Below are 24,405 nucleotides of genomic sequence, written 5' to 3' on the forward strand. Positions count from 1 at the left end.
CTCAGCTCTTCGCGTCCGCCGGCTCGCGCGCGTCCCGGCGGCGCGACACGGCGAGGCTGGTCACGGTGGTGACCGCCAGGGTCCCGATGATGACGGCGAGCGACACCAGTGTCGGGATGTCAGGGGCCCAGGAGACGTGCTCGCCGCCGTTGATGAACGGCAGCTCGTTCTCGTGAAGGGCGTGCAGGACCAGCTTGACCCCGATGAAGCCGAGCAGCACGGCGAGGCCGTAGGAGAGGTAGATCAGCCGCTCGAGCAGGCCGCCGATCAGGAAGTAGAGCTGGCGCAGCCCCATCAGCGCGAAGATGTTCGCGGTGAGCACCAGGTAGGGCTCCTCGGTGAGGCCGTAGATCGCCGGGATCGAGTCGAGGGCGAACAGCAGGTCGGTGGTCCCGAGGGCCACCATCACGATGAACATCGGCGTGATCAGCCGCTTGCCGTTCTCCTTGATCCACAGCTTGGCGCCGTGGTACTCCTTCGTCGCCGGCAGCGCCTTCTCCACCCAGCGGATCAGCCGGTTCTCCTCGAAGTCGTCCCCTTCGTCGTCGGAGGCGTCCCTGGCCAGCTTCACGGCCGTGTAGACGAGGAAGATCCCGAAGATGTAGAAGATCCAGCTGAACTGCTCGATGGCGGCGGCGCCCACCGCGATGAACAGGCCGCGCATGATCAGCGCCAGCACGATGCCGACCAGCAAGGCGGTCTGCTGGTACTCCTTCGGCACCGCGAACTTCGCCATGATGATCAGGAAGATGAAGAGGTTGTCGACCGACAGCGAGTACTCGGTGAGCCAGCCGGCGAAGAACTCGGTGCCGTACTGGTGCCCGGCCAGCACCCACACCCCGATCCCGAACGCCACCGCCAGCCCGACGTAGAGGCTCAGGTAGGCCGAGACCTCCTTCATCGACGGCTCGTGAGGACGACGGCCGACGATGACGACGTCGAAGAGCAGGATGGCCAGGGTGACGACGATGGTCGTCCACCAGACCCAGTCGGAAACATTCACGAACTAGTCCTCCGGACAGCTCTCGGGCGGGCGGGCGCAACAGTCGGCGACCCGCCACGTGGGCAAGCAACTGGTTCCGGAGGTCTCTTCCGTCCGCCCGGACGACGCCGGGCCTCGGACCAACGGCGCCGGGCCACACCGGCCACTGCTACGACCGGACGTGTCCGTGATGACGACACCGCTGCGGGGGAATACTCCCCTCCACAGCGCTCATTCTCGCAGACATCGGCCCGGATCGCCGCATCGTGGACGCCGACCTAGCGTGCCCCGGCCTCCACCATCTGCCGCAGCTCCTTCTTCAGGTCCGAGATCTCGTCGCGCAGCCGTGCCGCCAGCTCGAACTGCAGCTCGGCGGCGGCGTTGTGCATCTGCTCGGTGAGCTGCTGGACGAGCTCGGCCAGCTCGTGGCTCGGCAGCCCGGCGAGCTCGGCGGCGTGCTTGCCGGACTCGCGCGACAGCCCGGGCACCGGCGCCTTGCCGCGGCCCTTGCCCTGCTGCTGCCAGGACTTGAGCAGCTCCTCGGTGCTCTCGTCCTCACGCGCCAGCATCTCGGTGATGTCGGCGATCTTCTTGCGCAGCGGCTGCGGGTCGACCCCGTGGGCCGTGTTGTAGGCCACCTGCTTCTCGCGGCGCCGGTTCGTCTCGTCGATGGCGCGCTCCATCGAGTCGGTGATCTTGTCGGCGTACATGAACACCTGACCGGAGACGTTGCGGGCGGCCCGGCCGATCGTCTGGATCAGCGACTTGTCCGAGCGGAGGAAGCCCTCCTTGTCGGCGTCGAGGATCGCCACCAGCGACACCTCCGGCAGGTCGAGGCCCTCGCGGAGCAGGTTGATCCCGACCAGGACGTCGTACTGGCCCATCCGCAGCTCGCGGAGCAGCTCGATCCGGCGCAGCGTGTCCACCTCGCTGTGCAGGTAGCGGGTGCGGATGCCGGCCTCGAGGAGGTAGTCGGTCAGGTCCTCGGACATCTTCTTGGTCAGCGTGGTGACGAGCACCCGCTCGTTCTTCTCGACGCGCAGGTTGATCTCGTGGATCAAGTCGTCGATCTGGCCCTTGGTCGGCTTGACCACCACCTCGGGGTCGATCAGCCCGGTGGGCCGGATGATCTGCTCGACCACCTGCGGGACGCCGTCGTCCCCGGTGACCCGGCTCAGCTCGTAGTTGCCCGGCGTCGCCGAGAGGTAGATCGTCTGGCCGATCCGGTCGAGGAACTCCTCCCACCGCAGCGGCCGGTTGTCCATCGCGCTCGGCAGCCGGAAGCCGTGGTCGACCAGGTTGCGCTTGCGGGACATGTCGCCTTCGTACATCCCGCCGATCTGGGGGACCGCGACGTGCGACTCGTCGACCACCAGCAGGAAGTCCTCGGGGAAGTAGTCGAGCAGGCAGTTCGGCGCCGAGCCGCGGGCCCGGCCGTCGATGTGCATCGAGTAGTTCTCGATCCCGGAGCAGGAGCCGACCTGGCGCATCATCTCCACGTCGTACGTCGTCCGCATCCGCAGCCGCTGGGCCTCGAGCAGCTTGCCCTGCCGCTCGAAGGTGGCCAGCTGGTCCTCGAGCTCGAGCTCGATGCCGCGGATCGCCCGCTCCATCCGCTCCGGGCCGGCGACGTAGTGGGTGGCGGGGAAGATGTGCAGCTCGGTGTCCTCGGTGACGACCTCGCCGGTCACCGGGTGCAGGGTCATCAGCCGCTCGATCTCGTCGCCGAAGAACTCGATCCGGATCGCGAGCTCCTCGTAGACCGGGAAGACCTCGAGGGTGTCCCCGCGGACCCGGAAGGTGCCGCGGGTGAACGCCATGTCGTTGCGGTTGTATTGGATCTCCACGAGCCGGCGCAGCAGCTTGTCGCGCTCCCACTCCTGGCCGACCTTGAGCCGGACCATCCGGTCGACGTACTCCTGCGGGGTGCCGAGGCCGTAGATGCAGGACACCGTGGAGACCACGATCACGTCGCGGCGCGTGAGCAGGGAGTTGGTGGCGGAGTGCCGCAGCCGCTCGACCTCCTCGTTGATCGACGAGTCCTTCTCGATGTAGGTGTCGGTCTGCGGGACGTAGGCCTCGGGCTGGTAGTAGTCGTAGTAGGAGACGAAGTACTCCACCGCGTTGTTGGGCAGCAGCTGACGCAGCTCGTTGGCGAACTGGGCCGCCAGGGTCTTGTTGGGCTGCATCACCAGGGTCGGCCGCTGCAGCCGCTCGACCGCCCAGGCGACCGTCGCGGTCTTGCCGGTGCCGGTGGCACCGAGCAGCACGACGTCCTTCTCGCCCGCGAGGATGCGGCGCTCGATGTCGGTGATCGCCGTCGGCTGGTCGCCCGACGGCTGGTAGTCCGACTCGACCTTGAAGGGCGCCACCCGGCGCTGGAGATCGGTCACTGGCCTCATGGGTCCAGGGTAGTCAGGCGCCCCGACAGTTCCGGTGGGCCGACCTCGCTAGATTGCTCCCGTGAGCAGGCGACCGGGACCCACCGGCCCCTTCCGTCTCTCGACGGGGTCCCGGGGGTCGATGATGGCGGTGCTCAAGCGCGCGCTCCTGGCCCTGCTCGGCGTCCAGCTCACGCTGGCGCTGGCCCTGACGCTGGTCGACTCCTACCGCCGGCGGGGCAAACGGCCCAAGCCGTTCCCGGTCGTGCGGCCGGCGGAGGTCCGGATCGGCGACGGCACGGTGACGACGTACGCCTTCGGCGAGGACCTCTACCAGGACATGCTCGCGGCGATCCGCTCCGCCCGCGAGCAGATCCTCTTCGAGACCTACATCTGGAAGGGCGACGAGGTCGGCGAGCAGTTCAAGCGCGCGCTGGCCGAGGCCGCCGGCCGCGGGGTCGAGGTCTACGTGATCTACGACGGCTTCGCGAACCTGGTCGTCAGCCCGCGGTTCAAGCGCTTCGGACCCCGGCTGAAGGTGCTGGAGTACCCCGTCTACGCCGCCGGCTGGCGCTTCTTCGACCTGCGCCGCTACGGCCGCGACCACCGCAAGATCCTGGTCGTCGACGACCGGGTCGGCTTCGTCGGCGGCTACAACGTCGGCACGGCGTACGCCACCGAGTGGCGCGACACCCACGTCCGGATCACCGGCCCCGGCGTGTGGGACCTCAAGCGAGCCTTCGCGGACTTCTGGAACCTGCACCGCAAGCCCCGGCACGGGCACCGGCCGCTGCTGCTGGAGACGGCGGCCGACTGGGAGCCGCGGATCCGGGTGCACCGCAACGTGCCGCGCCTGTGGATGTTCCCGATCCGCGGGATGTACCTCGAGGCGATCAACCGGGCCTCGGAGCGGATCTGGATGACCCATGCCTACTTCATCCCGGACACGGACTTCGTCGAGGCGCTGAAGGCGGCGGCGCGGCGGGGGTCGACGTCCGGGTGCTGGTGCCGCGCACCTCCAACCACGTGGTGGCCGACTGGCTCTCCCGCGGCTACTACGGCGAGCTGCTCGGCGCCGGCGTGCGGATCTTCCGCTTCGACGGCGCGATGGTGCACGCGAAGACCTCCACCATCGACGGCCGCTGGTCCACGGTGGGCACCGCCAACATCGACCGGCTCTCGATGACCGGCAACTACGAGATCAACGTGGAGTTCATCGACGCGGCGATGGCCGCCGAGATGGAACGGATCTACGCCAGCGACCTCGGCAACGCCGTGGAGCTCACCGAGGCGGAGTGGGAGGCGCGCGGCGCGCACCGCAAGTTCACCGAGCTGGTCCTGGCCCCGCTCCGCCCGCTGCTCTGAGACCCGCGAGCACCCCGTCGAGGGCGCGCCGGAGCTCCTCGGGGTCGAGCCCGTCGGTCGCGAGCACCGCCACGTCGCGGTCCTCGAAGACGACCGCGCGCACGCCGGGCACGGCGGCGAAGCGCTCCTCCAGGCTCGCGTAGGCCGCCGCGCCGAGCAGGTCCTCGACCTCCTCCGGCAGGCTCACCTGCACGTCCCACGGACCACCCGTCAGCGGCGTCACCTCGACGGTGACGGGTCCGGCCGGCGGCGGCGCGGCGGCGGCGCGCGGGCCGTCGGCCTCGCCCAGGTCCGGGGCATCCGCGAGCCGGCCGCCGCGCGCGTACTGGTCGATCATCTTCGGCACGAGGGTGGAGAGCGGTCGGCCGGTCCGCCCCGAGAGCGAGTCGGCCACCGCCAACGACGCGAGACGCTGCGGGGTGTTGACCACGCCCTGCAGCACCGGCTGGTGCCCGGTGACGTAGCGCGGATCGGAGTCGAAGACCCACCGGGCACCCGTGGCAGCCGTGATCACCTCGGCCACGACGGCGGCGAGCCCCTCGACCCACTCCGCGCCGGCCTCGGTCCAGTCGGGCCGGTGGCCGGGCGGCTCGAACCAGAACGGCTCGGCCGTGACCGGTCCCGGGTCGTGCGCCCTGGCCGCGGCGAACGAGGCCAGGGCGTCGAGCGACTCGACCGACCCGTCCACCGGGGGGCCGCCCGCGGCAGCCACCCGGTCCCGGAACCACGGCAGCCGCCAGTCCAGCTGCGCGACGTAGGCACGCGCCAACGGGAGCGCGATGTCGCGAGGGACCGGGGAGCCGCTGTCGAAGTGAGGCGTCATGGCAACCAGATCCTGACCTTGATGCCGCGCGGCTTCAACTCCTCCAGCACCGGGGGGCGCTGCTCATGCGCCGTCCGCGCTCCCTCAACCCCCACCAGACGCCGGACCGGCCGCCCGCGCACGGGCGGCCTGGCGGACCAGGTGGTCGCGCTCGGCGACGTTGGTCGCCCGCCGGGCCGCCTCGGCGTACGCCGTGGCCGCGGCGGGCAGGTCACCGCCGAGCTCCAGGAGGTGGCCGCGGGCGGCGTGCCAGCGGTGCCGGTCCCCGATCACGTCGCGCAGCCGGTCGGTCTCGCGCAGCCCCGCGCCGGCGCCGTGGACGTGACCCACCGCGACCGCGCGCCCGAGCACCGCGGCGGGGTCCTGACGCACCGGGTCCTCGGTGAGGCCGACGAGGTCGTCGTACCAGGCGAGCACCTGCGGCCAGTCCGTCTCCTCGGCACGGGCCGCGTCGTCGTGCAGGGCGGCGATGGCGGCCTCGATCTGGTAGCGGCCGGGGCGCTGGAGGGCCAGCGCCGACTGCAGGACGCGCACTCCCTCGGCGATCTCGCGGGTGTCCCACAGGCGGCGGTCCTGCCGGTCGAGCGTGACGATGCGCCCCTGCGCGTCGAGTCGCGCCGGCAGGCGGGCGTGGTTGAGGAGCATCAGCGCGAGCAGCCCGCGCGCCTCCGGTTCGTCGGTTGCCAGGGTGAGCTGGCGGGTCAGCCGGATCGCCTCGCCGACCAGGTCGACGCGGCCCGCGTGGCCGGCCGAGTAGACGAGGTAAAGCACGCGGAGCACGACGGCGAGGTCGCCGGGCCGGTCCAGGCGCTGCCCGCGCAGGGCGCGCTTGGCCCGGCTGATCCGCTGCGCCATCGTCGCCTCCGGCACGTAGAAGGCGTCGGCGATCTCCCGGGTGCTGAGGCCGCCGACCGCACGCAGCGTCAGCGCCACCTGGGAGGCGGGCGTGAGCTCGGGGTGGCAGCAGCAGAACAGCAGGAAGAGGGTGTCGTCCCCCTCCTCGGTGGCGGCGGACCCGTGCCCCGGGTCCACCGCCTCCTCCCGCCGGTGCCGGGCGGCCTCGCTGCGCCTGGCGTCGACCAGCCGGCGAGCCGCCACCGCGCTCAGCCACGCGCGGGGGTCGTCCGGCGGATGCTCGGGCCACACCCGCAAGGCGTCGAGGAGGGCCTCCTGCAGCGCGTCCTCGGCGGCAGCGAAGTCCTCCCCCGCCGGACCAGCCCGGCGAGCACCCGGGGGACGAGGGCGCGCAGGGCACCCTCGTCCAGCTGCCGGGTCGCGGCCTCGCTCATGACGGTCAGTGCCTCAGTCGTCGGCAGGCGTCTCGGACATGACCTCGCGGACGTCGATCCACTCGTAGAGCGGCTCGCCACCCGGCCCGGGCTCGGAGGAGACGTACGCCGCGACCGCGACCGCGCGCTCGTAGGAGTCCACGTCGATCATGTACCACCCGGCCACCAGGTCGCTGGTCTCGGGCAGCGGGCCGTCGGTGGTGACCGGCGCGGCGTCCGGGCCGCCGTAGCGCACCCAGGTGCGCGCCGGCGTGAGCGCCTGCGCGTCGACGAACTCGCCGTTCTTCTCCAGCAGCTCGCTGACGTGCCTGAGGAAGGCCATGTGCGCCTCGACGTCCTCGGGCGCCCACTGGTCCATCGGCGGTACGGGTCGGTGCGGCGTCGGGCCGCCGCGGTAGTGCTTGAGGAGCAGGTACTTCGGCATGGTGTCTCCTGTGGGTCCTGGGCCTCGCCTGTCGTGGCCCGTCAACCGGGGAGCGGAGCCGGTTACGACTTCTCGACATCGGGGCACCCAGGTGGTCTGGACAGTGGCATGAATCACGTCCTGCCGGGCATCACCAAGATACGAGGTTTCGACGCTGACCCTGGGGAGGGATCACACGATGCTGGTGGAGAAGGACGACGTCACGGACGCGTTGCGGGCACGGGGCGACCACGATCGGGCCGTGCAGGCCCAGGTGGCCCTGCCGCGTCACGTCGACACCGTGCGCGAGGCGTCGCTGCTGCACCAGCTCGACCTGAACGTGGAGGAGATCGAGGCGGTGGCCGCCGCGGCGAGCACCTCGTCGCACCGGGCTTCCGCCTAGCGGCCGGGCAGGTGGGTGCGCGGCGCCATCCGGGGTCCGCGTCGTGGCCGGTGGGCGCCGGTCAGCTCCACGAGACGTTGCACGCGGTAGCGGTGCGGGCGGAACGGCTCCAGCAGCTCGGCCAGCCCGTCATCGTCGACCGGGTCGCCGGTGAGCGCCCAGCCGACGTTCTTCGCCACGTGGTAGTCGCCGAAGCTCACGGCGTCCGCGTCGCCGTGCGCGCGGAAGCGCACCTCGGCCGAGGTCCAGACGCCGATGCCCGGCAGGCTCCGCAGCCTCCGGTCCACCTCGTCGCCGGGCAGCCCGACGGTGCGCTCCAGTGCGGAGGCCACCTGCGCCGCTCGCACCACGGCACGCGACCGGGCCGGGTCGATGTGCAGCTGCAGCCACTCCCAGGACGGCACCCTCCGCAGCTGCTCCGGCGTCGGCTGCACCCACAGCCGGTGCTCGGCCCCCGGGCCGGGGGCCCGCTCGCCGAAGCGGCGTACCAGCGCCCGGAACCCCGCGAAGGCCTCCTGGCCGGTGACCTTCTGCTCGATGATCGCGGGCACCAGCGCCTCCATGACCAGGCCGGTGCGGATCACCCGCCAGTGCGGCTTGTGCCGCAGCATCTCAGTGATCCGGGGGTGTCGCGGCTCGAAGCCGGACGGGTCGTCCTCGGCACCCAGCATCGCCGGCACCGCGTCGAGCGACCACTCCGCGCCCGGCCCCCAGGCCGTCGCCAGGACCGTGCTGCCGACGGCGGGCTGTCGGAGCCGCAGCGTGGCCGGCCCCTCCGGGGTGCGGATCCCCCGCCAGACGGTGCCGTCGGGGTCGGTGCGGAACGTCGGGTCCCCGAGCCCCCGGCGCAGCACCGCGAGGTTCTGCTGCACCGGACAGGGCCACGCCGGCTCCCAGACCCGCTCCCGTCCCGCCGCCTCCTGCACGCGGCCCAGGGTACGGCGGCGCGCCGACGCCCCCGGGGCTCCCCTCCCCCGTCGACAGCCCGGTCCCGCGCGGGCTCCGGAGGGTCCGCCGGAGCCTGACGGCTTTGTCGGAGCCGCGGGACACAATGGCGCCATGCTGCCCCTCGCCGACCTCGTGGCCGCCCACGCGACCGTGCGCGCCACCCGCTCCCGCACCGCCAAGGTGGTCGCGCTCGCCGACGTGCTCCGCACCGCCGCGCAGCAGTCCCCCACCGAGGTCGACGTCACGGTCTGCTACCTCTCCGGTTCGCTGCGGCAGCGGCGCACCGGCGTCGGCTGGCGCTCGCTGACCGATCTGCCGGCCCGGCCCCGGCGCCGACCCTGCGGGTCGCCGAGGTCGACGCCTGCTTCGCCGACCTCGCCACCGTCGCAGGCGCCGGCTCCAAGGCCCGGCGCGAGCAGCTGCTGCACGACCTGTTCGGGAGGGCCACCGCCGAGGAGCAGTCCTACCTGCGCGGCCTGGTCACCGGAGAGCTCCGGCAGGGCGCCCTCGACGCGCTGGTGCTGGAGGCGGTGGCCGCGGCCGCCGGGGTGCCGGTGGCGGCCGTCCGCCGCGCGGCGATGCTCGCCGGTGCCACGCCGCCGGTCGCCGTGGCGGCTCTCACCGAGGGGGCGGCCGGTCTGGCCCGGTTCACGCTCGAGGTGGGCCGCCCGGTCCGGCCGATGCTCGCCTCCAGCGCTCCCGACCTCGACGCCGCCTTCGAGGGGTTCGCGGCCGGTGCCGACGGCCACCCCCAGCCGCTGGCGGTCGACACCAAGCTGGACGGGATCCGGGTGCAGGTGCACCGGGACGGCGGGACCGTCCGCGTGTTCACCCGGAGCCTCGAGGAGATCACCGACCGGGTGCCCGAGGTCGTCGAGGCGGCGCTGGCGCTGCCGGCGGAGCGGTTCGCGCTCGACGGCGAGGCGATCGCGCTCGACGCCGCCGGCCGGCCGCGCCCCTTCCAGGAGACCGGCGCCCGGACGGCCAGCCGCACCGACGTCGCGACCCTGCGGCGGCAGGTCCCGCTGACGCCGTACTTCTTCGACCTGCTGCACCTCGACGGCGAGGACCTCCTCGACCAGCCGGCCCGGGTCCGCTTCGACCGGCTCGCGACACTCGCTCCCGGCCCGCTGGTGGTGCCGCGCACCGTCACCGACGACCCCGCCTCGGCCCGCGAGCTGTTCACCGCGCTGGTCGCCGCCGGCCACGAGGGCGTGGTGGTCAAGGCGCTCGACGCCCCCTACGAGGCCGGTCGGCGCGGCGCCGCCTGGGTCAAGGTGAAGCCCCGGCACACCCTCGACCTCGTGGTGCTGGCGGTCGAGTGGGGCAGCGGCCGCCGCGAGGGTTTGCTCTCCAACATCCACCTCGGCGCCCGCGACCACGACGGCGGCTTCGTGATGCTCGGCAAGACCTTCAAGGGGATGACCGACGAGATGCTCGCGTGGCAGACCCGGCGGTTCCTCGAGCTCGAGACCGACCGGTCGTCGTACGTCGTGCGGGTGCGCCCCGAGCAGGTGGTCGAGGTCGCCTTCGACGGCCTGCAGCGGTCCTCGCGCTACCCCGGCGGCCTGGCGCTGCGGTTCGCGCGGGTGCTGCGCTACCGCGACGACAAGAGCGCCGAGGAGGCCGACACCATCGAGACGGTCCGGGCGCTGGCGGCGCCGTGAGGCGTGCGTCGTGCGGAATGCCCGGTTACGGCCGCCGTAGCATGACCGGATGAGCAGCCCGGCGCCGATCGACAGCCGACCCGACGGCCGTCGCTCCGCCGCCGCGGCCCGGCGCCGTCGACGCGAGGCCGAGATCCTGCGCGCGACCCGCGACCTCTTCGACGCCCGCGGCGTCCGCGACGCCCAGATCGAGGACATCGCCCGGGCCGTCGGCATCAACCGGGCGATCATCTACCGGCACTTCACCGGCAAGGAGGAGCTCTTCGCGCTCACCCTGGCCGGCTACCTCGACGAGCTGCAGGGGCGCCTCACCGTGGCCGGCGCCGGCCACGGCAGCGGCGCGAGCCCCGGCTCCGGGACCGCCGACCCGGTCGCCCGGCTGCGGGCGATCACCGAGGCCTTCGTCGACTACGGGCTGGAGTTCCCCGCGTTCGTCGACTGCGCGCTCACGCTGATGGGCCGGCCCGGCCCCGAGCTGCTCGACGAGGTCAGCGAGGGCGCGATGCTCCGCCTCGGCCGCAGTATCAGCGGCTGCCTCGCCCGGGTCGTCGAGGTGGTCCGGGCCGGCGTCGAGGCCGGCATCTTCCACACCGACGACGTGGACCTGCTGGCCAACACGCTCTACGCCACCGGCCTCGGCGGCCTGCAGCTCGCCCGCGTCGGGATGCTGGTCAAGGAGTCCGCCCCCGGCATCCCGACCACGGCGCGGCTCTCCGCAGAGCAGGTCAAGGAGCACCTGGTGGCCTCCAGCATCGCGATGGCCGTCGGCGCCCCCTGAGACCGCCTGCGTCTCCTGTCTCAGCGCTCGAGGATCGCGGTGACGCCCTGGCCGCCGGCCGCGCAGATCGAGATCACGCCCCGGCCGGAGCCCTTCTCCGCGAGGAGCTTCGCGAGGGTGGCCACGATCCGGCCGCCGGTGGCCGCGAACGGGTGGCCGGCCGCCAGGGACGAGCCGTTCACGTTGAGCCGGGACCGGTCGATCGGCCCGAGCGGAGCGTCGAGGCCGAGGCGCTCCTTGCAGAACACCGGGTCCTCCCACACCTCCAGCGTGGCAAGCACCTGGGAGGCGAACGCCTCGTGGATCTCGTAGAAGTCGAAGTCCTGCAGGGCGAGCCCCTCCCGCGCCAGCATCCGCGGCATGGCGTAGGCCGGCGCCATCAGCAGCCCCTCACCGCCGTGCACGTAGTCGACGGCGGCGGTCTCGGAGGCGGCGAAGAACGCCAGCGGCTCCCAGCCGCGCGCCGCGGCGTACTCCTCCGAGCAGAGCAGGACCGTCGAGGCACCGTCGGTCAACGGCGTGGAGTTGCCGGCCGTCATCGTCGCGGCCTCGCCGCGGCCGAACACCGGCTGGAGCGTGGCGAGCTTCTCCAGCGAGGAGTCGGGACGCAGGTTCTGGTCGCGCTCCAGTCCCTGGAACGGGGTCACCAGGTCGTCGAAGAAGCCCCTCTCGTACGCCGCGGCCAGGTGCTGGTGCGAGGCGACCGCGAGCTGGTCCTGCTCCTCGCGCCCGACGTTCCACTCCAGCGCGGTCAACGCCGCGGACTCCCCCATCGACAGGCCGGTGCGCGGCTCGCTGTTCTGCGGGATCGACGGGACCAGGTACTGCGGGCGGACCTTGGCCAGGGCGGCCAGCCGGCCCTGCAGCGACTTCGCCCGGTTGGCCTCGAGGAGGATTCCGCGCAGCCGCTCGTTCACGGCGATCGGGGCGTCGGAGGTGGTGTCCGCGCCACCGGCGACCCCGACCTCGATCTGACCGAACGCGATCTTGTTCGCCACCGCGATCGTGGCCTGGAGGCCGGTGTCGCAGGCCTGCTGCAGGTCGTAGGCCGGCGTCTCCGGGGCGAGCCGGGAGCCGAGCACCGCCTCCCGGGTCAGGTTGAAGTCGCGGCTGTGCTTGAGCACGGCGCCCGCGACCACCTCGCCGAGGCGATCGCCCTCGAGCCCGAAGCGGCGCACCAGCCCGTCCAACGCTGCGGTCAGCATGTCCTGGTTGGAGGCGTGGGCGTAGGCGGTGTTCGAGCGCGCGAACGGGATCCGGTTGCCGCCGATGACGGCGACGCGGCGGGTGGTCGTCTGCATCTGGTTCTCCTCGGGGCGGCTGCGGCAGGATGGCGGTTCGGGACCGGGCGGCGAACGACTCCATCCTCACCCCGGCGCGGAGATGGGCAAACCGAGTGAGGGCCACGTCACGAAACGTGGACTCCTGGTTGCACCAGCCGTTACAAAAGAACGGCGGGAGCGCCGCCACCACCGGGTCGCGGCGGCCCCGGCCGACGCAGGAGGAGCCAGTCCACGATGAGCGACCGCTACCAGTCCCTGATCCACACCCCCGTCGGCCAGGTGCTGGCCCGGACCCTGGGGCTGCCCAACCCGGTGCCCCTCGAGCGCTACACCGCCGGGGAACCGCTGGTCACCGGCACGGTCCTGCTGGGCGGCGAGGGCCGGCTCGGCGGCACGCTGGTCGCCGCGCTCGACACCCTCGGGATCGCCCACGTGCCCGCGGCCGGGACCGACCAGCGCGTCAAGGGCCTCGTGTTCGACGCCACCGGGCTCACCTCGAGCGAGCAGCTGCCCGCCCTGGCCGAGTTCTTCACCCCGCTGATGCGCAGCCTCGATCCGTGCCCCCGCCTGCTGGTGCTGGGCACCCCGCCGGAGTCGCTGCACGGCGCGGAGCGGGTCACCCAGCGGGCGCTGGAGGGCTTCACCCGCTCGCTGGGCAAGGAGGTCGGCCGTGGCGGCACCGTGCAGCTGGTGTACGTCGCCGGGCCGAGCCAGGACGACCCGGCCGCCGTCGCCTCGACGCTCGCCTTCCTGCTCTCCGCCAAGTCGGCCTACGTCTCCGGCCAGGTGGTCCGGATCGGCTGCCACGGCCCGACCGCGGCCGCGCCGCAGGTGCCGGACTGGACCCGTCCGCTCGAGGGCAGGGTCGCCCTGGTCACCGGGGCGAGCCGCGGGATCGGCGAGCAGATCGCCCGTGTCCTGCACCGCGACGGCGCCCAGGTGCTCGGGATCGACGTACCCCAGGCCGCGAGCGAGCTGCAGGCGGTGATCCGCGACCTGGCCGGCCCCGACGGCGAGCCCGGCGGCGACCACCTGGTCCTCGACATCACCGGCAAGGACTCCGCGCAGCGGATCGCCCAGCACGTCAAGGACAGGTTCGGCGGGGTCGACATCGTCGTGCACAACGCCGGGATCACCCGGGACAAGAAGCTGGCGAACATCAAGCCCGACGCCTTCGCCTCGGTGATCGCGGTCAACCTCACCGCACCGGAGCGGATCACCACCGAGCTGCTCCGGCAGAAGCTGGTGAACGCCAACGGCCGGATCGTCGGGGTCGCCTCCACCTCCGGGATCGCCGGCAACCTGGGGCAGACCAACTACGCCACCTCGAAGGCAGGCGTCATCGGGCTCGTCGACAGCCTCGCCGACGACCTCCCGGACGGCATCACCGCCAACGCGGTCGCTCCGGGCTTCATCGAGACCCAGATGACCGCGGCGGTGCCCTTCGCCACCCGCGAGGTCGGGCGGCGGCTGAACTCGCTGTCCCAGGGCGGCCTCCCGGTCGACGTCGCGGAGACGATCGCCTGGTTCGCGAACCCGGCCTCCACGGCGGTGAACGGCAACGTGGTCCGGGTCTGCGGCCAGATGGTGCTGGGGGCCTGAGTCGTGCCAGGACCGCTCCCCGGGCTGCCGGTGCCGCTGAAGGCCGTGCTGCCCGCCGTCCCCGGGCTCAACCGGGTGCCGGGGCTGCGACGCCGCGGCGACACCCTGCCCGACCTGGCTCCCACCCGGCACGACGTGGTCGTGGACCGGGCGCGCGTGGCGGCGTACGCCGAGGTCTGCGGCTTCGGCCTGACCGAGGCGCTGCCGATCACCTACCCGAACGTGCTGGCCTTCCCGCTGCACCTGCAGGTGTTGACCGACCGGGCGTTCCCGTTCCCCGCGGTCGGCCTGGTCCACCTGGAGAACTCGATCCGGCAGCACCGGCCGATCGACCCCGGCGAGCGGCTGCAGGTCAGCGCCCGGCCCACCCGCCTGCGACCGCACCGGAAGGGCCGGGTCTTCGACCTCGAGACGACCGTGCACAGCGCCGGGGAGCTGGTCTGGGAGTCCACCTCCACCTACCTGCGCACCGGCGACGGCACCGCCGCCACGCCGGACCGGGCCGCCTTCGCCGAGGTCCCCGGCTCCGGCGTGACCTGGCGGCTCCCCGGTGACCTCGGCCGTCGGTACGCCGCCGTCTCGGGCGACCGCAACCCGATCCACCTCTACGCCGTCACCGCCAAGGCCTTCGGGTTCCCCCGACCGATCGCCCACGGCATGTGGAGCACGGCGCGCTGCCTGGCGGCGCTGCAGGGCCGGCTGCCGGAGGCGGTGCGGGTCGAGGTCGAGTTCCGCAAGCCGGTCCTGCTGCCGGGCACGGTCGGGTTCGGCTCGCGACGCCGCGACGACGGCTACGACTTCTCGCTCACCCGGCCCCGGGACGGCGCCGCGCACCTGCTCGGCCGCACCCGCCCGCTCGCCTGAGCCCGCTGCGGGACGGCAAGCTGCCGCCGCGGCCCCCCGCCCGCGTTGCGGCCGCGTACGGCCGCGGGTCAGTCGCGAGGCCGGATCAGGCCCTCCTGCGCCACCGAGGCGACGAGCCGGCCGTCCTGGGCGAAGACCCGGCCGAAGGCCAGCCCCCGGGCTCCCGAGGCGGACGGCGAGACCTGGTCGTAGAGCATCCACTCGTCGGCCCGGAACGGGCGGTGGAACCAGATCGTGTGGTCCAGCGAGGCGGACTGCACCCGGGGGTCGGAGATCTGCACCCCGTGCGGCACCAGCGCGGAGCCGAGCAGCGTCATGTCGCTGGCGTAGGTGAACGCCGCCTGGTGGACGACCGGGTCGCCGGCCAGCGGGCCGCTCACCCGCATCCAGAGCTGGGACTGGCCGGGACGTCCGTCCTGGACGATCACGCCGCCGGGGCGGGAGTCGCCGATCCACCGCAGCTCGAGGGCGGACCACTCCTTGACCCACAGCTCGGCGTGCTCGGGCGAGCGGCGGCGGACCAGCTCGCTCATGTCGACGGCCGCCTCGGGCCCGGGCACCTGCGGCATCTCGTCCTGGTGCTCGAAGCCGCCCTCGGGGACCTGGAAGGAGGCCGTCATGTAGTAGATCGGCCGGCCGTGCTGGCGGGCGACGACCCGGCGGGTCGAGAACGACCGACCGTCGCGGATCCGCTCGACGTCGTACACGATCGGCACGCTCGGGTCGCCGGGGCGCAGGAAGTAGCTGTGCAGCGAGTGCACCGACCGGGGCGCCTCGACGGTGCGGGCCCCCGCCACCAGGGCCTGGCCGGCCACCTGGCCGCCGAAGACCCGCTGGAGCGAGGTGTCGGGCTGGATCCCCCGGAAGAGGTTGACGTCGATGGTCTCGAGGTCGAGGAGCTCGAGGAGCTCCACGGCAGAGCTGGGCACAGGGTCTCTACTCCTCGGGGCTGTCGAGTCCGGCGAGGAAGCGCTCGAACTCCGCGCCGAGCTCCTCACCGGTGGGCAGGTTCCGCTCCTCGGCGAGCGGCAGCGTGGCGTCCTGGTCGGGGTGGTGGAACGAGTCGTACTGCTGCTCCAGGCCGAGCACCACGTCGCGGACCTCGGCGGAGCCCTCGATCTGCTCGGCGATCTCGGCCAGCCGGGCCTGGCCGGCCACCTCGAGCGGCTCGAGGTCCCACTCCAGCCCGGTGACGATCTCCACCGACTCCAGCAGCCGCCCGGCGGCGGCCGGGTAGTCGACCTGGGCGACGTAGTGCGGGATGTGCGCGACGAAGCCCATCGCCGGGTGTCCCCACTCCCCCAGCCGCAGCTCGAGCACCGCCTGGGCGCTGGCGGGCACCCGGATCTGGCCCTTCCAGACGTTCGGCTGCACCAGCAGGTCGGTGGTGGAGGCGTGGTTGGTCAGCATCACCGGCCGGGTGTGCGGCACCGCCATCGGCACCGATCCGAGCGCCACGGTGAGCCGGACCCCGAAGTGCTCGACCACCGCACGCACCGCGGCGGCGAAGGCCTCCCAGTAGGTGTCTGGCTCGGGGCCGTGCAGGAGCAGGTACGGCGTGCCGAGGAGGTCGCGCAGCAGCCGCACGACCAGCCGCGGCGCCTCGTAGCCCTCGTAGTGGTCCTCCGCGAAGGTCAGCGGCGGCCGGCGGGCCCGGTAGTCGTAGAAGGCGTCGATGTCGAAGCTCGCCACGACACGGCCCGCGTCGCCGGCGAGCAGGTGCCGCACGGCGATCGCGCCGGCGTTGCCGGCGTCGAGGAAGCCGTCGAGCGCGTGGATCAGCACCGGGGCGTCGCCCTCGCGCAGCTCGGGCACGTCGTCGACGATGTGCACGAACCGGGCCTCGCCCGGTGCACCCGGTCCCGGAACCCCTGCCGGATCAGACATGTCTCCTCCTGGTCAGATCGTCGACGTCCACGGGGTCCCAACACCACTACGGTGCTCACTATGCCCGATCTCGTGGAGGAGGTCCGCGCCCGCATCGCCGAGGCGGCCGACCCGGAGCGGGCCCCGGGCATGCAGGCCTACATGAAGTCGGCGATGCCGTTCCGTGGCGTCTCGTCGGTCCCGCTGCGCGCGCTGCTCGGCCCGCTGCTCGCCGGGCACCCGCTGCCGGACCGGGCGGCGTGGGAGGACGCCGTACGCCGGTTGTGGGACGGGGCGCGGTACCGGGAGGAGCGCTACGCCGCCCTGGCACTGGCCCGGCACCGGCTCTACCGGGCCCACCAGGACCTCGGCACGCTGCCGATGTACCGGCACCTGGTGGTGACCGGCGCCTGGTGGGACCTGGTGGACGACCTGGCCTCGCACCACGTGGGCGGCATCGTGCGCAGCCACCCCGACGGCGCGGTCCCGGTCCTGTGGACGTGGGCGAGCGAGGACGACCTCTGGCTGCGGCGGACCGCCCTGCTCTGCCAGCTCGGCAGCAAGGCGGCCACCGATGTCGCGCTGCTGCGTCACGCGCTCGAGGAGAACCTCGAGGACTCACCGCACGGGCGGGAGTTCTTCATCCGCAAGGCTTGCGGCTGGGCGCTGCGCGAGCACGCCCGCACGGACCCGGACTGGGTGCGCGCGTTCGTGGCCGAGCACGAGGACCGGCTGTCGGGGCTGACCCGTCACGAGGCGCTCAAGCACCTGGCGTGAGCGGCAGGTGCAGCATCCCGCCATCGCGGAAGCCGGCGCCGGTGAAGAGAGCGGTGGCCTCCGCCGAGGGACGCACGACCAGGGACGCCAGCGGGACGGTCACCGCCCACTCACGTGCCGCCTCGAGCAGCTCGGCTCCCCGCCGCTGCCCGCGAAGCCCGGGCGCCACCCACAGGTTGGTCACGTAGCCGACGCCAGCGGGTCCCGGAACCGGGGACGGCACGGTGTCCACCACGTTGACGAAGACCTGGCCGCACAGCCGGTTGTCCTGCTCGAGCACCCAGGCGACCCAGCCGTTCTCCAGCGCCTCGGCGAACCAGGTGAGCTGACGGTCCAGGAACGTCTCGCGGTCGTCCGGGTCGAGCGGCTGGTCCTCGGCGGCACGGTCCCAGCGCATCCCGGCCAGCTCGCGGGCGTCGGAGCGGACCGCCCGGCGGATCGTCACCTCTTGCTCGGTCATGGCCGGAACCCTAACCGTCCGGCGCCGGCCCCACCGTGACGACGACCACACCCGGCTCGGTTCCGGACGTTGTTACCTGCGAGTAGCATCAAGCAGCAGGAGCGCCAAGCGCCCACGACTGCACGAACCCCCCGAAACACCCGGAATTTCCGCCGACACCCAAGGAGCCTCCGTGCCCCGACAGCTGCGAGAGGTCGTCTTCGTGGACGGCGTGCGAACGCCGTTCGGCAAGGCCAAGGGCCAGTACGCCGAGACCCGCGCCGACGACCTGGTCATCAAGTGCATCCGCGAGCTGATGCGCCGCAACCCGAGCCTGCCCCCGGAGCGGGTCGACGAGGTGGCGGTCGCGGCCACCACCCAGATCGGCGACCAGGGCCTGACCATCGGCCGCACCGCGGCGCTGCTCGCCGGGCTGCCGCAGAGCGTGCCCGGCTTCGCGATCGACCGGATGTGCGCCGGGGCGATGACGGCCGTCACCACGACCGCCGCCGGGATCGCGTTCGGCTCCTACGACGTGGTCATCGCCGGCGGCGTGGAGCACATGGGCCGGCACCCGATGGGCGAGGGTGTCGACCCGAACCCGCGGATCGTCTCGGAGAAGATCGTCGACCCCGAGGCGCTCTCGATGGGGAACACCGCGGAGAACCTGCACGACCGGTACCCCTCGATCAGCAAGGAGCGCGCCGACGCCTACGCGGTCCGCTCGCAGCAGAAGACCGCCCGCGCCTACGCTGAGGGCCGGATCCAGCCGGACCTGGTGCCGGTGGCGGTGCGCAGCGCGGAGGAGGGCTGGGGGCTGGCCAGCACCGACGAGCCGGTCCGTCCGGGCACCACGATGGAGAGCCTGGCCGCGCTGAAGACGCCGTTCCGCCCGCACGGCCGGGTCACCGCCGGCAACTCCGCCGGCCTCAACGACGGCGCCACCGCGGCGCTGCTCGCCGACGAGGAGACCGCCCGCGAGCTCGGCCTGCCGGTGAAGATGCGTCTGGTGGCGTTCTCCTTCACCGGCGTCGAGCCCGAGGTGATGGGCGCCGGCCCGATCCCGGCCACCGAGAAGGCGCTGGCGCAGGCCGGCCTCACGATCGACGACATCGGCGCCTTCGAGGTCAACGAGGCGTTCGCCGTCCAGGTCCTCGCCTTCCTCGAGCACTTCGGGATCGCCGACGACGACCCCCGGGTGAACCCCTACGGCGGGGCGATCGCGATGGGTCACCCGCTCGCCTCCTCCGGCGTGCGGCTGATGAACCAGCTCGCGGCGTCGTTCGCGGAGCGACCCGAGGTCCGCTACGGCATCACCACCATGTGCATCGGCATCGGCATGGGCGGCACCGTGATCTGGGAGAACCCGCACTTCGACGGCGCCGCCGCCGACACCGCCGACACCGCCGACGAGAAGGGCGCCGCCTGATGACCACGAGCCCGACCACCGACCACCGGCTCCAGGAGCTGCTCGACCGGGGTATCGCGCTGTCCCCCGACGAGGTCGTCACCGAGGCCAAGGCCCGTGACGTCGCGCTGCCCCTGGGCGCCGGGACGATGGTGCTGATCACCCTGGACAACGGCCTGGACCACACCCGGCCGAACACCTTCGGGCCGGCCTCGCTGCGGGCGCTGAACGAGGCGCTCGACGCCGCGCTCGAGCGCGACGACGTGGTGGCCGTCGGGGTGACCGGCAAGCCGTTCATCCTGGCCGCCGGCGCCGACCTCTCCGGCCTGACCGGCCTGCGCAGCCGCGACGACGCGAAGCTGATCGCCGAGCTCGGCCACGGCGTCTTCCGGAAGCTCGGCGAGGCCGGCGTGCCGACCTTCGGCTTCGTCAACGGGCTCGCCCTCGGCGGCGGACTGGAGGTCGCGCTGCACTGCACCTACCGCACCGTGCAGGACTCCGCACCGGCCCTCGGCCTGCCCGAGGTCATGCTCGGTCTCGTGCCGGGCTGGGGCGGCACCTACCTGCTGCCGAACCTGGTCGGCGCCGCCGGTGCGGTCAAGCTGATCATCGAGAACCCGCTGAACCAGGGCAGGACGCTGACCGGCCACGCCGCCTTCGAGGCCGGCCTGGCCGACGCCGAGTTCGGCGGCGCCGACTTCCTCGAGCAGTCGCTGCTCTGGGCGGCCCGGGTGCTCACCGGGCAGGTCAGCGTCGACCGGCCGGAGGTGGACCGCGGCGACGCGTGGGACGCTGCGGTCGCCAAGGGCCGCTCAGTGGCCGACTCCAAGACCGGTGGGGCCGCCCCGGCGGCGTACCGCGCCCTGGAGCTGATCGCCGGCGCCCGCACCGCCGGCCGGGACGAGGGCTTCGCCGCGGAGGACGAGGCACTCGCCGACCTGATCATGACCCCGGAGCTGAGGGCCAGCCTCTACTCCTTCGACCTGGTGCAGAAGCGGGCCAAGCGGCCGGCCGGCGCCCCCGACCGGAAGCTGGCCCGGCCGGTGACGAAGGTCGGCATCGTCGGCGCCGGGCTGATGGCCAGCCAGCTGGCGCTGCTGTTCGTACGCCGGCTGCAGGTGCCGGTCGTCCTGACCGACCTCGACCAGGCGCGCGTCGACAAGGGCGTGCACTACGTGCACGAGGAGATCGACAAGCTGCTCGCCAAGGGCCGGCTGGGCCACGACAAGGCCAACCGGTTCAAGGCGCTGGTGAGCGGCTCGGTCGACAAGGGCGACGTCTTCGCCGACGCCGACTTCGTGATCGAGGCGGTGTTCGAGGAGATGAGGATCAAGAAGCAGGTCTTCGCCGACCTCGAGGCAGTGGTCTCGCCGGAGTGCGTGCTGGCGACGAACACCTCGTCGCTGTCCATCACCGAGATGGCCGCCGACCTCGAGCACCCCGAGCGGGTGGTCGGCTTCCACTTCTTCAACCCGGTCGCGGTGATGCCGCTGCTGGAGGTCGTCCGCGGCGAGCGGACCGACGACGCCACCCTCGCGACGGCGTTCGCGACCGGCAAGGCGCTGAAGAAGACCAGCATCCTCGTGCAGGACAGCCCGTCGTTCATCGTGAACCGGCTGCTCGGCCGGTTCATGGGCGAGGTCGGCCGGATCGTCGACGAGGGCACCCCGCTGACCGTCGCGGACGGCGCGTTCGCCGGCGTCGCCCCGATGCCGCCGTTCTTCCTGCTGTCGCTGGTCGGGCCGGCGATCGCGCTGCACAACAACGAGACGCTGCACAGGGCGTTCCCGGAGCGGTTCTACGTCTCGCCGAACCTGCAGCGGCTGGTGGCGGCCGGGAAGTCCAGCGTCTACCTGCCGGACTTCTCGATCGACCCGGAGGTCGCGGAGCTGTTCGCTCCCCCGGCCGACGGCGTCGAGCTGACCGGACCGCAGGTGCGCGAGCGGGTGCTCACGGCGCTGGCCGAGGAGGTCCGGATCATGCTCGACGAGGGCGTCGTCGCCGCTCCGGAGGACCTGGACCTGGCGATGATCACCGGTGCCGGCTTCTCGTTCTGGAACGGCGGCCTGACCATGCTGCTGGACCGCGAGGGCTTCTCGGAGAAGGTCAGCGGCCGCCCGTTCCACTGATCCCGCCCCCCGTTTACCACGGGATGTCGGAAGTCTGACGCTTCCCATGGGCTGCAGCCCATGGGAAGCGTCAGAGTGCCGTGGGAACCCCCGGTACGCCGGGGCCGCCCAGCCGATCGAGAGCCGATCCGGGCCGATCCGGGGCCGGGGAGCCTCCCGGTACACCGGGCCGCCCAGCCGATCCAGAGCCGATCCGGGGCCGAGCCGGGGCCGGGGAGCCTCCGGTACACCGGGCCGCTCAGCCGATCCGGAGCCGATCCGGGGCCGAGCGAACCTCCGGTACGCCGGGCCGCTCAGCCGAGCCGCGGCCGGGTGGCCCGCTCCAGCGCCACGGAGAAGACCGCGAAGCAGACCGTGGTGATCGCGCAGCCCCACCACATCACGTTGGAGAGCGTGAAAGCGGCGAACCCGGCCAGCACCGACACCGGGGCCCACCAGCGGACCAGGCGGGCCCGCCACAGCGCGCAGGCGGCCAGCGGGAGCGCGAGCACGAAGCCGAGCATCCCGGGGACGGTGAACGCGGTGATCCCCCACATCGTCTCGGTCATCCGGTCGTTCACGGCCGTGACGCCCTCGACGCCGTACAGCTGGCCGATCGCCGAGTCGTACCAGTCGAGGAACAGCAGGCCTGGCAGCGTGGTCATGCCCACGAAGCCGAGGAACGCCGCGACGTTGGCCAGCCAGGCGCCCCTGCCCTTCACATAGCCGGCCACCAGCAGCGCCGGCGCGATCCAGAACGCGTAGGCCCAGTGGAAGCCCAGCGACTTGAACTGCAGGGGGCCGGGGTTCTCCGCGTAGATCTTGAACAGCCGGTCGTCCATGATGCCCGCGGCCGGGTCGGCGTAGGCGCCGACGACGGCGAACGCGCCGGCGAGGACCGGGGCGGCGACGAGGAACCAGCGTCGCGCGGCGAGCGCCCGGCTGGGGCGGGCGGGGTCGGCGGTCGCCTCGGCGGAGGCGGTGAGCGAGGCGGCGTCGAGGGTGGTCATGGTGTTCTCCTGGGACTCGTTGGTTGACGGGTCCCAGCCTGGCCGCGACGGGCCTGGACCGGATCTGTCGTGCGGGGGAATTCCGGCTCAGCCGTACGACGGATCTTCGCCGGCCGCCCCGGGCACGACCACGCCGTTCTCGTAGGCGAAGATCACCGCCTGCACCCGGTCCCGCAGGCCGAGCTTGGCCAGCACGTTGCTGACATGGGTCTTTGTGGTGCCCTCGGAGACGAACAGCCGCTCGGCGACGTCGAGGTTGGACAGCCCGCGCGCCAGCAGCCCGAGGACCTCGACCTCGCGCCGGGTCAGCAGCCCCAGCCGCGGGTCCTGGTGCGCCGGCCCGGTCGGCCCGCGGCGCACGAAGGCGTCGATCACCCGCCGGGTCACCCCCGGCGCCAGCAGCGAGTCCCCGGAGGCCACGACCCGGATCGCGGCGGCCAGCTCCTCGGCCGGGGCGTCCTTGAGCAGGAACCCGGAGGCGCCGGCACGCAGCGCCTCGAAGACGTACTCGTCGAGGTCGAAGGTGGTGAGCACCAGCACCTTGGTGGGCACGCCGGCCGCGACCAGCCGACGGGTGGCGGCCAGCCCGTCGAGCACCGGCATCCGGACGTCCATCAGGGTCACGTCCGGGGCCAGCCGGGTGACCACCTCGACGGCCTGCTCGCCGTCGGCCGCCTCGCCGACCACCTGCAGGCCGGGCTCGCCGTCCAGCAACGAGCGGAACCCGGCGCGGACCATGCCCTGGTCGTCGACCACGACCACCCGGATCACGGGCCCTCCCGGACCGGCAGGCTCGCGACCAGGCGGACACCGCCGGCCGGCCCGCGGGTGAGCTCGACGGTGCCGCCGTACAACGCGACCCGCTCACGGATCCCCACGAGCCCGTGCCCGCCGGTCCCGGGTCCCTGCGCGGGCAGCCCGGCGCCGTCGTCGTCGACCTCGATCCCGAGGCTGGCCGGGCCGTAGCGCACCCGCACGGTCGCCTCCGAGGCGCCGGAGTGCCGCAGCGCGTTGGTCAGCCCCTCCTGGGCGATCCGGTACGCCGCCAGGTCGATGCCCGGCGGCAGCGCGACCGGCTCCCCCTCCACGACGAGCCGGACCCGCAGATCTCCGGAGCCGGCCTGCTCCACCAGCCGGCGGAGCTCGCCGAGACCCGGCTGCGGCGCCAGCGAGGCCGCTTCGCCGTCGGCCCGGAGCACGCCGAACAGCCGTCGCATCTCGGCGAGCGCGCCGCGGGCGGTCGCCTCCACCGCGGCCAGGTCGGCGGCCTCGGCGGCGTGGTCGGGCCCCAGCCGGCGGCGTACGGCCTGGGTCTGGATGGTCACCACGCTGATCGAGTGGGACACGATGTCGTGCAGCTCGCGGGCGATCCGGGTGCGCTCCTCGGCGGCCACCCGGGCCACCTCGAGCTCCCGGTCGCGCTGCAGCCGGTCCGCCCGCGCGATCGCTTCGGCGGCATGCGCCGAGCGCTGGCGTACGGCGGTGCCGACCGACCACGGGCCGACCAGGAAGACCAGGGCGGCGCCCAGGTCGCTGGGCTCCATGCCCTGCAGCGCCATCCCTCCGAGGAACGGGACCAGCAGGATCACCAGCCCGGCGTAGTTGCGCGGCGGGAGCGTCTCCACCCCCACCGTGTAGCAGAGCAGCACCAGGCTGAGCAGGGTGGCGAACTCGTGGTTCGGGTTGACCACCAGGTTCGCGCACACCGCGACCAGCGCGACGGTGAGCGGGTAGATCCGGCGCCAGGCGACCGCTGCCATCGCCACCCCCGCCACCCCGATGTGCTCCACCGGGGAGGTGACGTCACCGTTGAGCACCGCCTCGGCGATCGTCATCGCCACGAAGGCGGTGGCCAGCGCGACGTCCAGGCGCGGCGGACGTGTCCACGTCCTGGCCCCGGCCACCGCGGGTGCCGCGAGGGAGGAACCGGCCGACGACGTCACGGGGACGACCGTAGGACATCGCGGCGCCGTCGACATCGGTCTTGCGACAGAGATCCCGGTGCTCGA

Annotated in this window: 22 protein-coding genes and 1 pseudogene; 10 read left to right on the forward strand and 13 right to left on the reverse strand. The window is 72.9% G+C overall.

The window, feature by feature from the left end; translation table 11 throughout:
* Position 1 precedes the first annotated feature (1 nt).
* Positions 2–1,003 carry a TerC family protein gene (locus H9L09_RS21320; protein ID WP_187578764.1) on the reverse strand — a complete coding sequence of 334 codons (1,002 nt, stop codon included), beginning with the start codon at positions 1,001–1,003 and terminating at the stop codon, positions 2–4.
* A gap of 257 nt (positions 1,004–1,260) precedes the next feature.
* On the reverse strand, positions 1,261–3,384 hold the full coding sequence (uvrB, locus tag H9L09_RS21325) for an excinuclease ABC subunit UvrB (protein ID WP_187578765.1): 2,124 nt from the start codon (positions 3,382–3,384) through the stop codon (positions 1,261–1,263).
* A 319-nt stretch (positions 3,385–3,703) separates the two neighbouring features.
* Between uvrB and H9L09_RS22715 the strand changes: the two are divergent.
* Positions 3,704–3,994, forward strand: a pseudogene (locus H9L09_RS22715) (phospholipase D-like domain-containing protein); the annotation flags it as partial.
* A 398-nt stretch (positions 3,995–4,392) separates the two neighbouring features.
* On the forward strand, positions 4,393–4,728 hold the full coding sequence (locus H9L09_RS22720; protein WP_343065158.1) for a phospholipase D-like domain-containing protein: 336 nt from the start codon (positions 4,393–4,395) through the stop codon (positions 4,726–4,728).
* Here H9L09_RS22720 and H9L09_RS21335 read toward each other — a convergent pair.
* The 3 genes from H9L09_RS21335 to H9L09_RS21345 all read right to left on the reverse strand — a co-directional run bounded on the left by H9L09_RS21335 (position 4,688) and on the right by H9L09_RS21345 (position 7,264).
* On the reverse strand, positions 4,688–5,551 hold the full coding sequence (locus tag H9L09_RS21335) for a hypothetical protein (protein WP_187578766.1): 864 nt from the start codon (positions 5,549–5,551) through the stop codon (positions 4,688–4,690). The genes H9L09_RS22720 and H9L09_RS21335 overlap by 41 nt on opposite strands.
* A gap of 84 nt (positions 5,552–5,635) precedes the next feature.
* Positions 5,636–6,697 (reverse strand): RNA polymerase sigma factor, encoded by a 1,062-nt coding sequence (locus tag H9L09_RS21340; protein ID WP_343065159.1) that lies wholly within the window; start codon positions 6,695–6,697, stop codon positions 5,636–5,638.
* Positions 6,698–6,853: 156 nt separating this feature from the next.
* Positions 6,854–7,264: a YciI family protein gene (locus tag H9L09_RS21345; RefSeq protein ID WP_187578767.1), complete on the reverse strand. Its 411-nt coding sequence runs from the start codon at positions 7,262–7,264 to the stop codon at positions 6,854–6,856.
* A gap of 178 nt (positions 7,265–7,442) precedes the next feature.
* Between H9L09_RS21345 and H9L09_RS21350 the strand changes: the two genes are divergently transcribed.
* On the forward strand, positions 7,443–7,646 hold the full coding sequence (locus H9L09_RS21350) for a hypothetical protein (RefSeq protein ID WP_187578768.1): 204 nt from the start codon (positions 7,443–7,445) through the stop codon (positions 7,644–7,646).
* Here H9L09_RS21350 and H9L09_RS21355 read toward each other — a convergent pair.
* Positions 7,643–8,572: a DNA-3-methyladenine glycosylase family protein gene (locus tag H9L09_RS21355; protein ID WP_246456167.1), complete on the reverse strand. Its 930-nt coding sequence runs from the start codon at positions 8,570–8,572 to the stop codon at positions 7,643–7,645. The two genes, H9L09_RS21350 and H9L09_RS21355, sit on opposite strands and share 4 nt — an antisense overlap.
* Before the next feature lie 360 nt (positions 8,573–8,932).
* Here H9L09_RS21355 and H9L09_RS21360 point away from each other — a divergent pair, with 360 nt between their 5' ends.
* Positions 8,933–10,261: an ATP-dependent DNA ligase gene (locus H9L09_RS21360; protein ID WP_246456570.1), complete on the forward strand. Its 1,329-nt coding sequence runs from the start codon at positions 8,933–8,935 to the stop codon at positions 10,259–10,261.
* A 49-nt stretch (positions 10,262–10,310) separates the two neighbouring features.
* Positions 10,311–11,039, forward strand: coding sequence for a TetR/AcrR family transcriptional regulator (locus H9L09_RS21365; protein WP_187578769.1), 729 nt, complete (start codon positions 10,311–10,313; stop codon positions 11,037–11,039).
* A gap of 20 nt (positions 11,040–11,059) precedes the next feature.
* On the opposite strand, the gene H9L09_RS21370 is transcribed toward H9L09_RS21365, so the two are convergent.
* A complete protein-coding gene (locus H9L09_RS21370; protein ID WP_187578770.1) occupies positions 11,060–12,340 on the reverse strand; it encodes an acetyl-CoA C-acetyltransferase in 1,281 nt (426 codons plus the stop codon).
* Positions 12,341–12,556: 216 nt separating this feature from the next.
* Between H9L09_RS21370 and H9L09_RS21375 the strand changes: the two genes are divergently transcribed.
* Together H9L09_RS21375 and H9L09_RS21380 are read left to right on the forward strand one after the other, a co-directional pair.
* Positions 12,557–13,924, forward strand: a complete 1,368-nt coding sequence (locus H9L09_RS21375; protein ID WP_187578771.1) for a 3-oxoacyl-ACP reductase — start codon at positions 12,557–12,559, stop codon at positions 13,922–13,924.
* 3 nt (positions 13,925–13,927) lie between these two features.
* Positions 13,928–14,788, forward strand: a complete 861-nt coding sequence (locus H9L09_RS21380) for a MaoC/PaaZ C-terminal domain-containing protein (RefSeq protein WP_187578772.1) — start codon at positions 13,928–13,930, stop codon at positions 14,786–14,788.
* A 68-nt stretch (positions 14,789–14,856) separates the two neighbouring features.
* Here the strand turns inward: H9L09_RS21380 and H9L09_RS21385 are convergent, their stop codons facing one another.
* On the reverse strand, positions 14,857–15,717 hold the full coding sequence (locus tag H9L09_RS21385) for an acyl-CoA thioesterase (protein WP_187578773.1): 861 nt from the start codon (positions 15,715–15,717) through the stop codon (positions 14,857–14,859).
* Between the two features lie 7 nt (positions 15,718–15,724).
* Positions 15,725–16,675 carry a proteasome assembly chaperone family protein gene (locus H9L09_RS21390; RefSeq protein ID WP_187578774.1) on the reverse strand — a complete coding sequence of 317 codons (951 nt, stop codon included), beginning with the start codon at positions 16,673–16,675 and terminating at the stop codon, positions 15,725–15,727.
* A 60-nt stretch (positions 16,676–16,735) separates the two neighbouring features.
* Between H9L09_RS21390 and H9L09_RS21395 the strand changes: the two genes are divergently transcribed.
* Positions 16,736–17,431, forward strand: coding sequence for a DNA alkylation repair protein (locus tag H9L09_RS21395; RefSeq protein ID WP_187578775.1), 696 nt, complete (start codon positions 16,736–16,738; stop codon positions 17,429–17,431).
* Here H9L09_RS21395 and H9L09_RS21400 read toward each other — a convergent pair.
* Positions 17,415–17,891 carry a GNAT family N-acetyltransferase gene (locus H9L09_RS21400; RefSeq protein WP_187578776.1) on the reverse strand — a complete coding sequence of 159 codons (477 nt, stop codon included), beginning with the start codon at positions 17,889–17,891 and terminating at the stop codon, positions 17,415–17,417. The genes H9L09_RS21395 and H9L09_RS21400 overlap by 17 nt on opposite strands.
* A gap of 172 nt (positions 17,892–18,063) precedes the next feature.
* On the opposite strand from H9L09_RS21400, the gene H9L09_RS21405 reads away from it, so the two are divergent.
* Both H9L09_RS21405 and H9L09_RS21410 read left to right on the forward strand, forming a co-directional pair.
* Entirely contained in the window at positions 18,064–19,299 is a 1,236-nt protein-coding gene (locus tag H9L09_RS21405; protein ID WP_187578777.1) for a thiolase family protein, read from the forward strand.
* On the forward strand, positions 19,299–21,407 hold the full coding sequence (locus tag H9L09_RS21410) for a 3-hydroxyacyl-CoA dehydrogenase NAD-binding domain-containing protein (RefSeq protein WP_187578778.1): 2,109 nt from the start codon (positions 19,299–19,301) through the stop codon (positions 21,405–21,407). Before H9L09_RS21405 ends, H9L09_RS21410 begins: the two co-directional genes overlap by 1 nt.
* A 293-nt stretch (positions 21,408–21,700) precedes the next feature.
* On the opposite strand, the gene H9L09_RS21415 is transcribed toward H9L09_RS21410, so the two are convergent.
* The 3 genes from H9L09_RS21415 to H9L09_RS21425 form a co-directional block, all read right to left on the reverse strand.
* Positions 21,701–22,396 (reverse strand): hypothetical protein, encoded by a 696-nt coding sequence (locus tag H9L09_RS21415; RefSeq protein WP_187578779.1) that lies wholly within the window; start codon positions 22,394–22,396, stop codon positions 21,701–21,703.
* Positions 22,397–22,483: 87 nt separating this feature from the next.
* Positions 22,484–23,167, reverse strand: coding sequence for a response regulator (locus tag H9L09_RS21420; RefSeq protein WP_223164153.1), 684 nt, complete (start codon positions 23,165–23,167; stop codon positions 22,484–22,486).
* Positions 23,164–24,339, reverse strand: coding sequence for a sensor histidine kinase (locus tag H9L09_RS21425; RefSeq protein WP_187578780.1), 1,176 nt, complete (start codon positions 24,337–24,339; stop codon positions 23,164–23,166). Before H9L09_RS21425 ends, H9L09_RS21420 begins: the two co-directional genes overlap by 4 nt.
* Positions 24,340–24,405 lie beyond the last annotated feature (66 nt).

It is taken from the genome of Nocardioides mesophilus, assembly GCF_014395785.1.
Lineage (GTDB): Bacteria > Actinomycetota > Actinomycetes > Propionibacteriales > Nocardioidaceae > Nocardioides_B > Nocardioides_B mesophilus.

What these genes read in the sequence shown, in the direction of transcription:
- uvrB (WP_187578765.1), bottom strand. Translation starts at nt 3,384, where the DNA reads ATGAGGCCAGTGACCGATCTCCAGCGCCGGGTGGCGCCCTTCAAGGTC.
- H9L09_RS21335 (WP_187578766.1), bottom strand. Translation starts at nt 5,551, where the DNA reads ATGACGCCTCACTTCGACAGCGGCTCCCCGGTCCCTCGCGACATCGCG.
- H9L09_RS21345 (WP_187578767.1), bottom strand. Translation starts at nt 7,264, where the DNA reads ATGCCGAAGTACCTGCTCCTCAAGCACTACCGCGGCGGCCCGACGCCG.
- H9L09_RS21350 (WP_187578768.1), top strand. Translation starts at nt 7,443, where the DNA reads ATGCTGGTGGAGAAGGACGACGTCACGGACGCGTTGCGGGCACGGGGC.
- H9L09_RS21365 (WP_187578769.1), top strand. Translation starts at nt 10,311, where the DNA reads ATGAGCAGCCCGGCGCCGATCGACAGCCGACCCGACGGCCGTCGCTCC.
- H9L09_RS21370 (WP_187578770.1), bottom strand. Translation starts at nt 12,340, where the DNA reads ATGCAGACGACCACCCGCCGCGTCGCCGTCATCGGCGGCAACCGGATC.
- H9L09_RS21375 (WP_187578771.1), top strand. Translation starts at nt 12,557, where the DNA reads ATGAGCGACCGCTACCAGTCCCTGATCCACACCCCCGTCGGCCAGGTG.
- H9L09_RS21390 (WP_187578774.1), bottom strand. Translation starts at nt 16,675, where the DNA reads ATGTCTGATCCGGCAGGGGTTCCGGGACCGGGTGCACCGGGCGAGGCC.
- H9L09_RS21395 (WP_187578775.1), top strand. Translation starts at nt 16,736, where the DNA reads ATGCCCGATCTCGTGGAGGAGGTCCGCGCCCGCATCGCCGAGGCGGCC.
- H9L09_RS21400 (WP_187578776.1), bottom strand. Translation starts at nt 17,891, where the DNA reads ATGACCGAGCAAGAGGTGACGATCCGCCGGGCGGTCCGCTCCGACGCC.
- H9L09_RS21410 (WP_187578778.1), top strand. Translation starts at nt 19,299, where the DNA reads ATGACCACGAGCCCGACCACCGACCACCGGCTCCAGGAGCTGCTCGAC.
- H9L09_RS21415 (WP_187578779.1), bottom strand. Translation starts at nt 22,396, where the DNA reads ATGACCACCCTCGACGCCGCCTCGCTCACCGCCTCCGCCGAGGCGACC.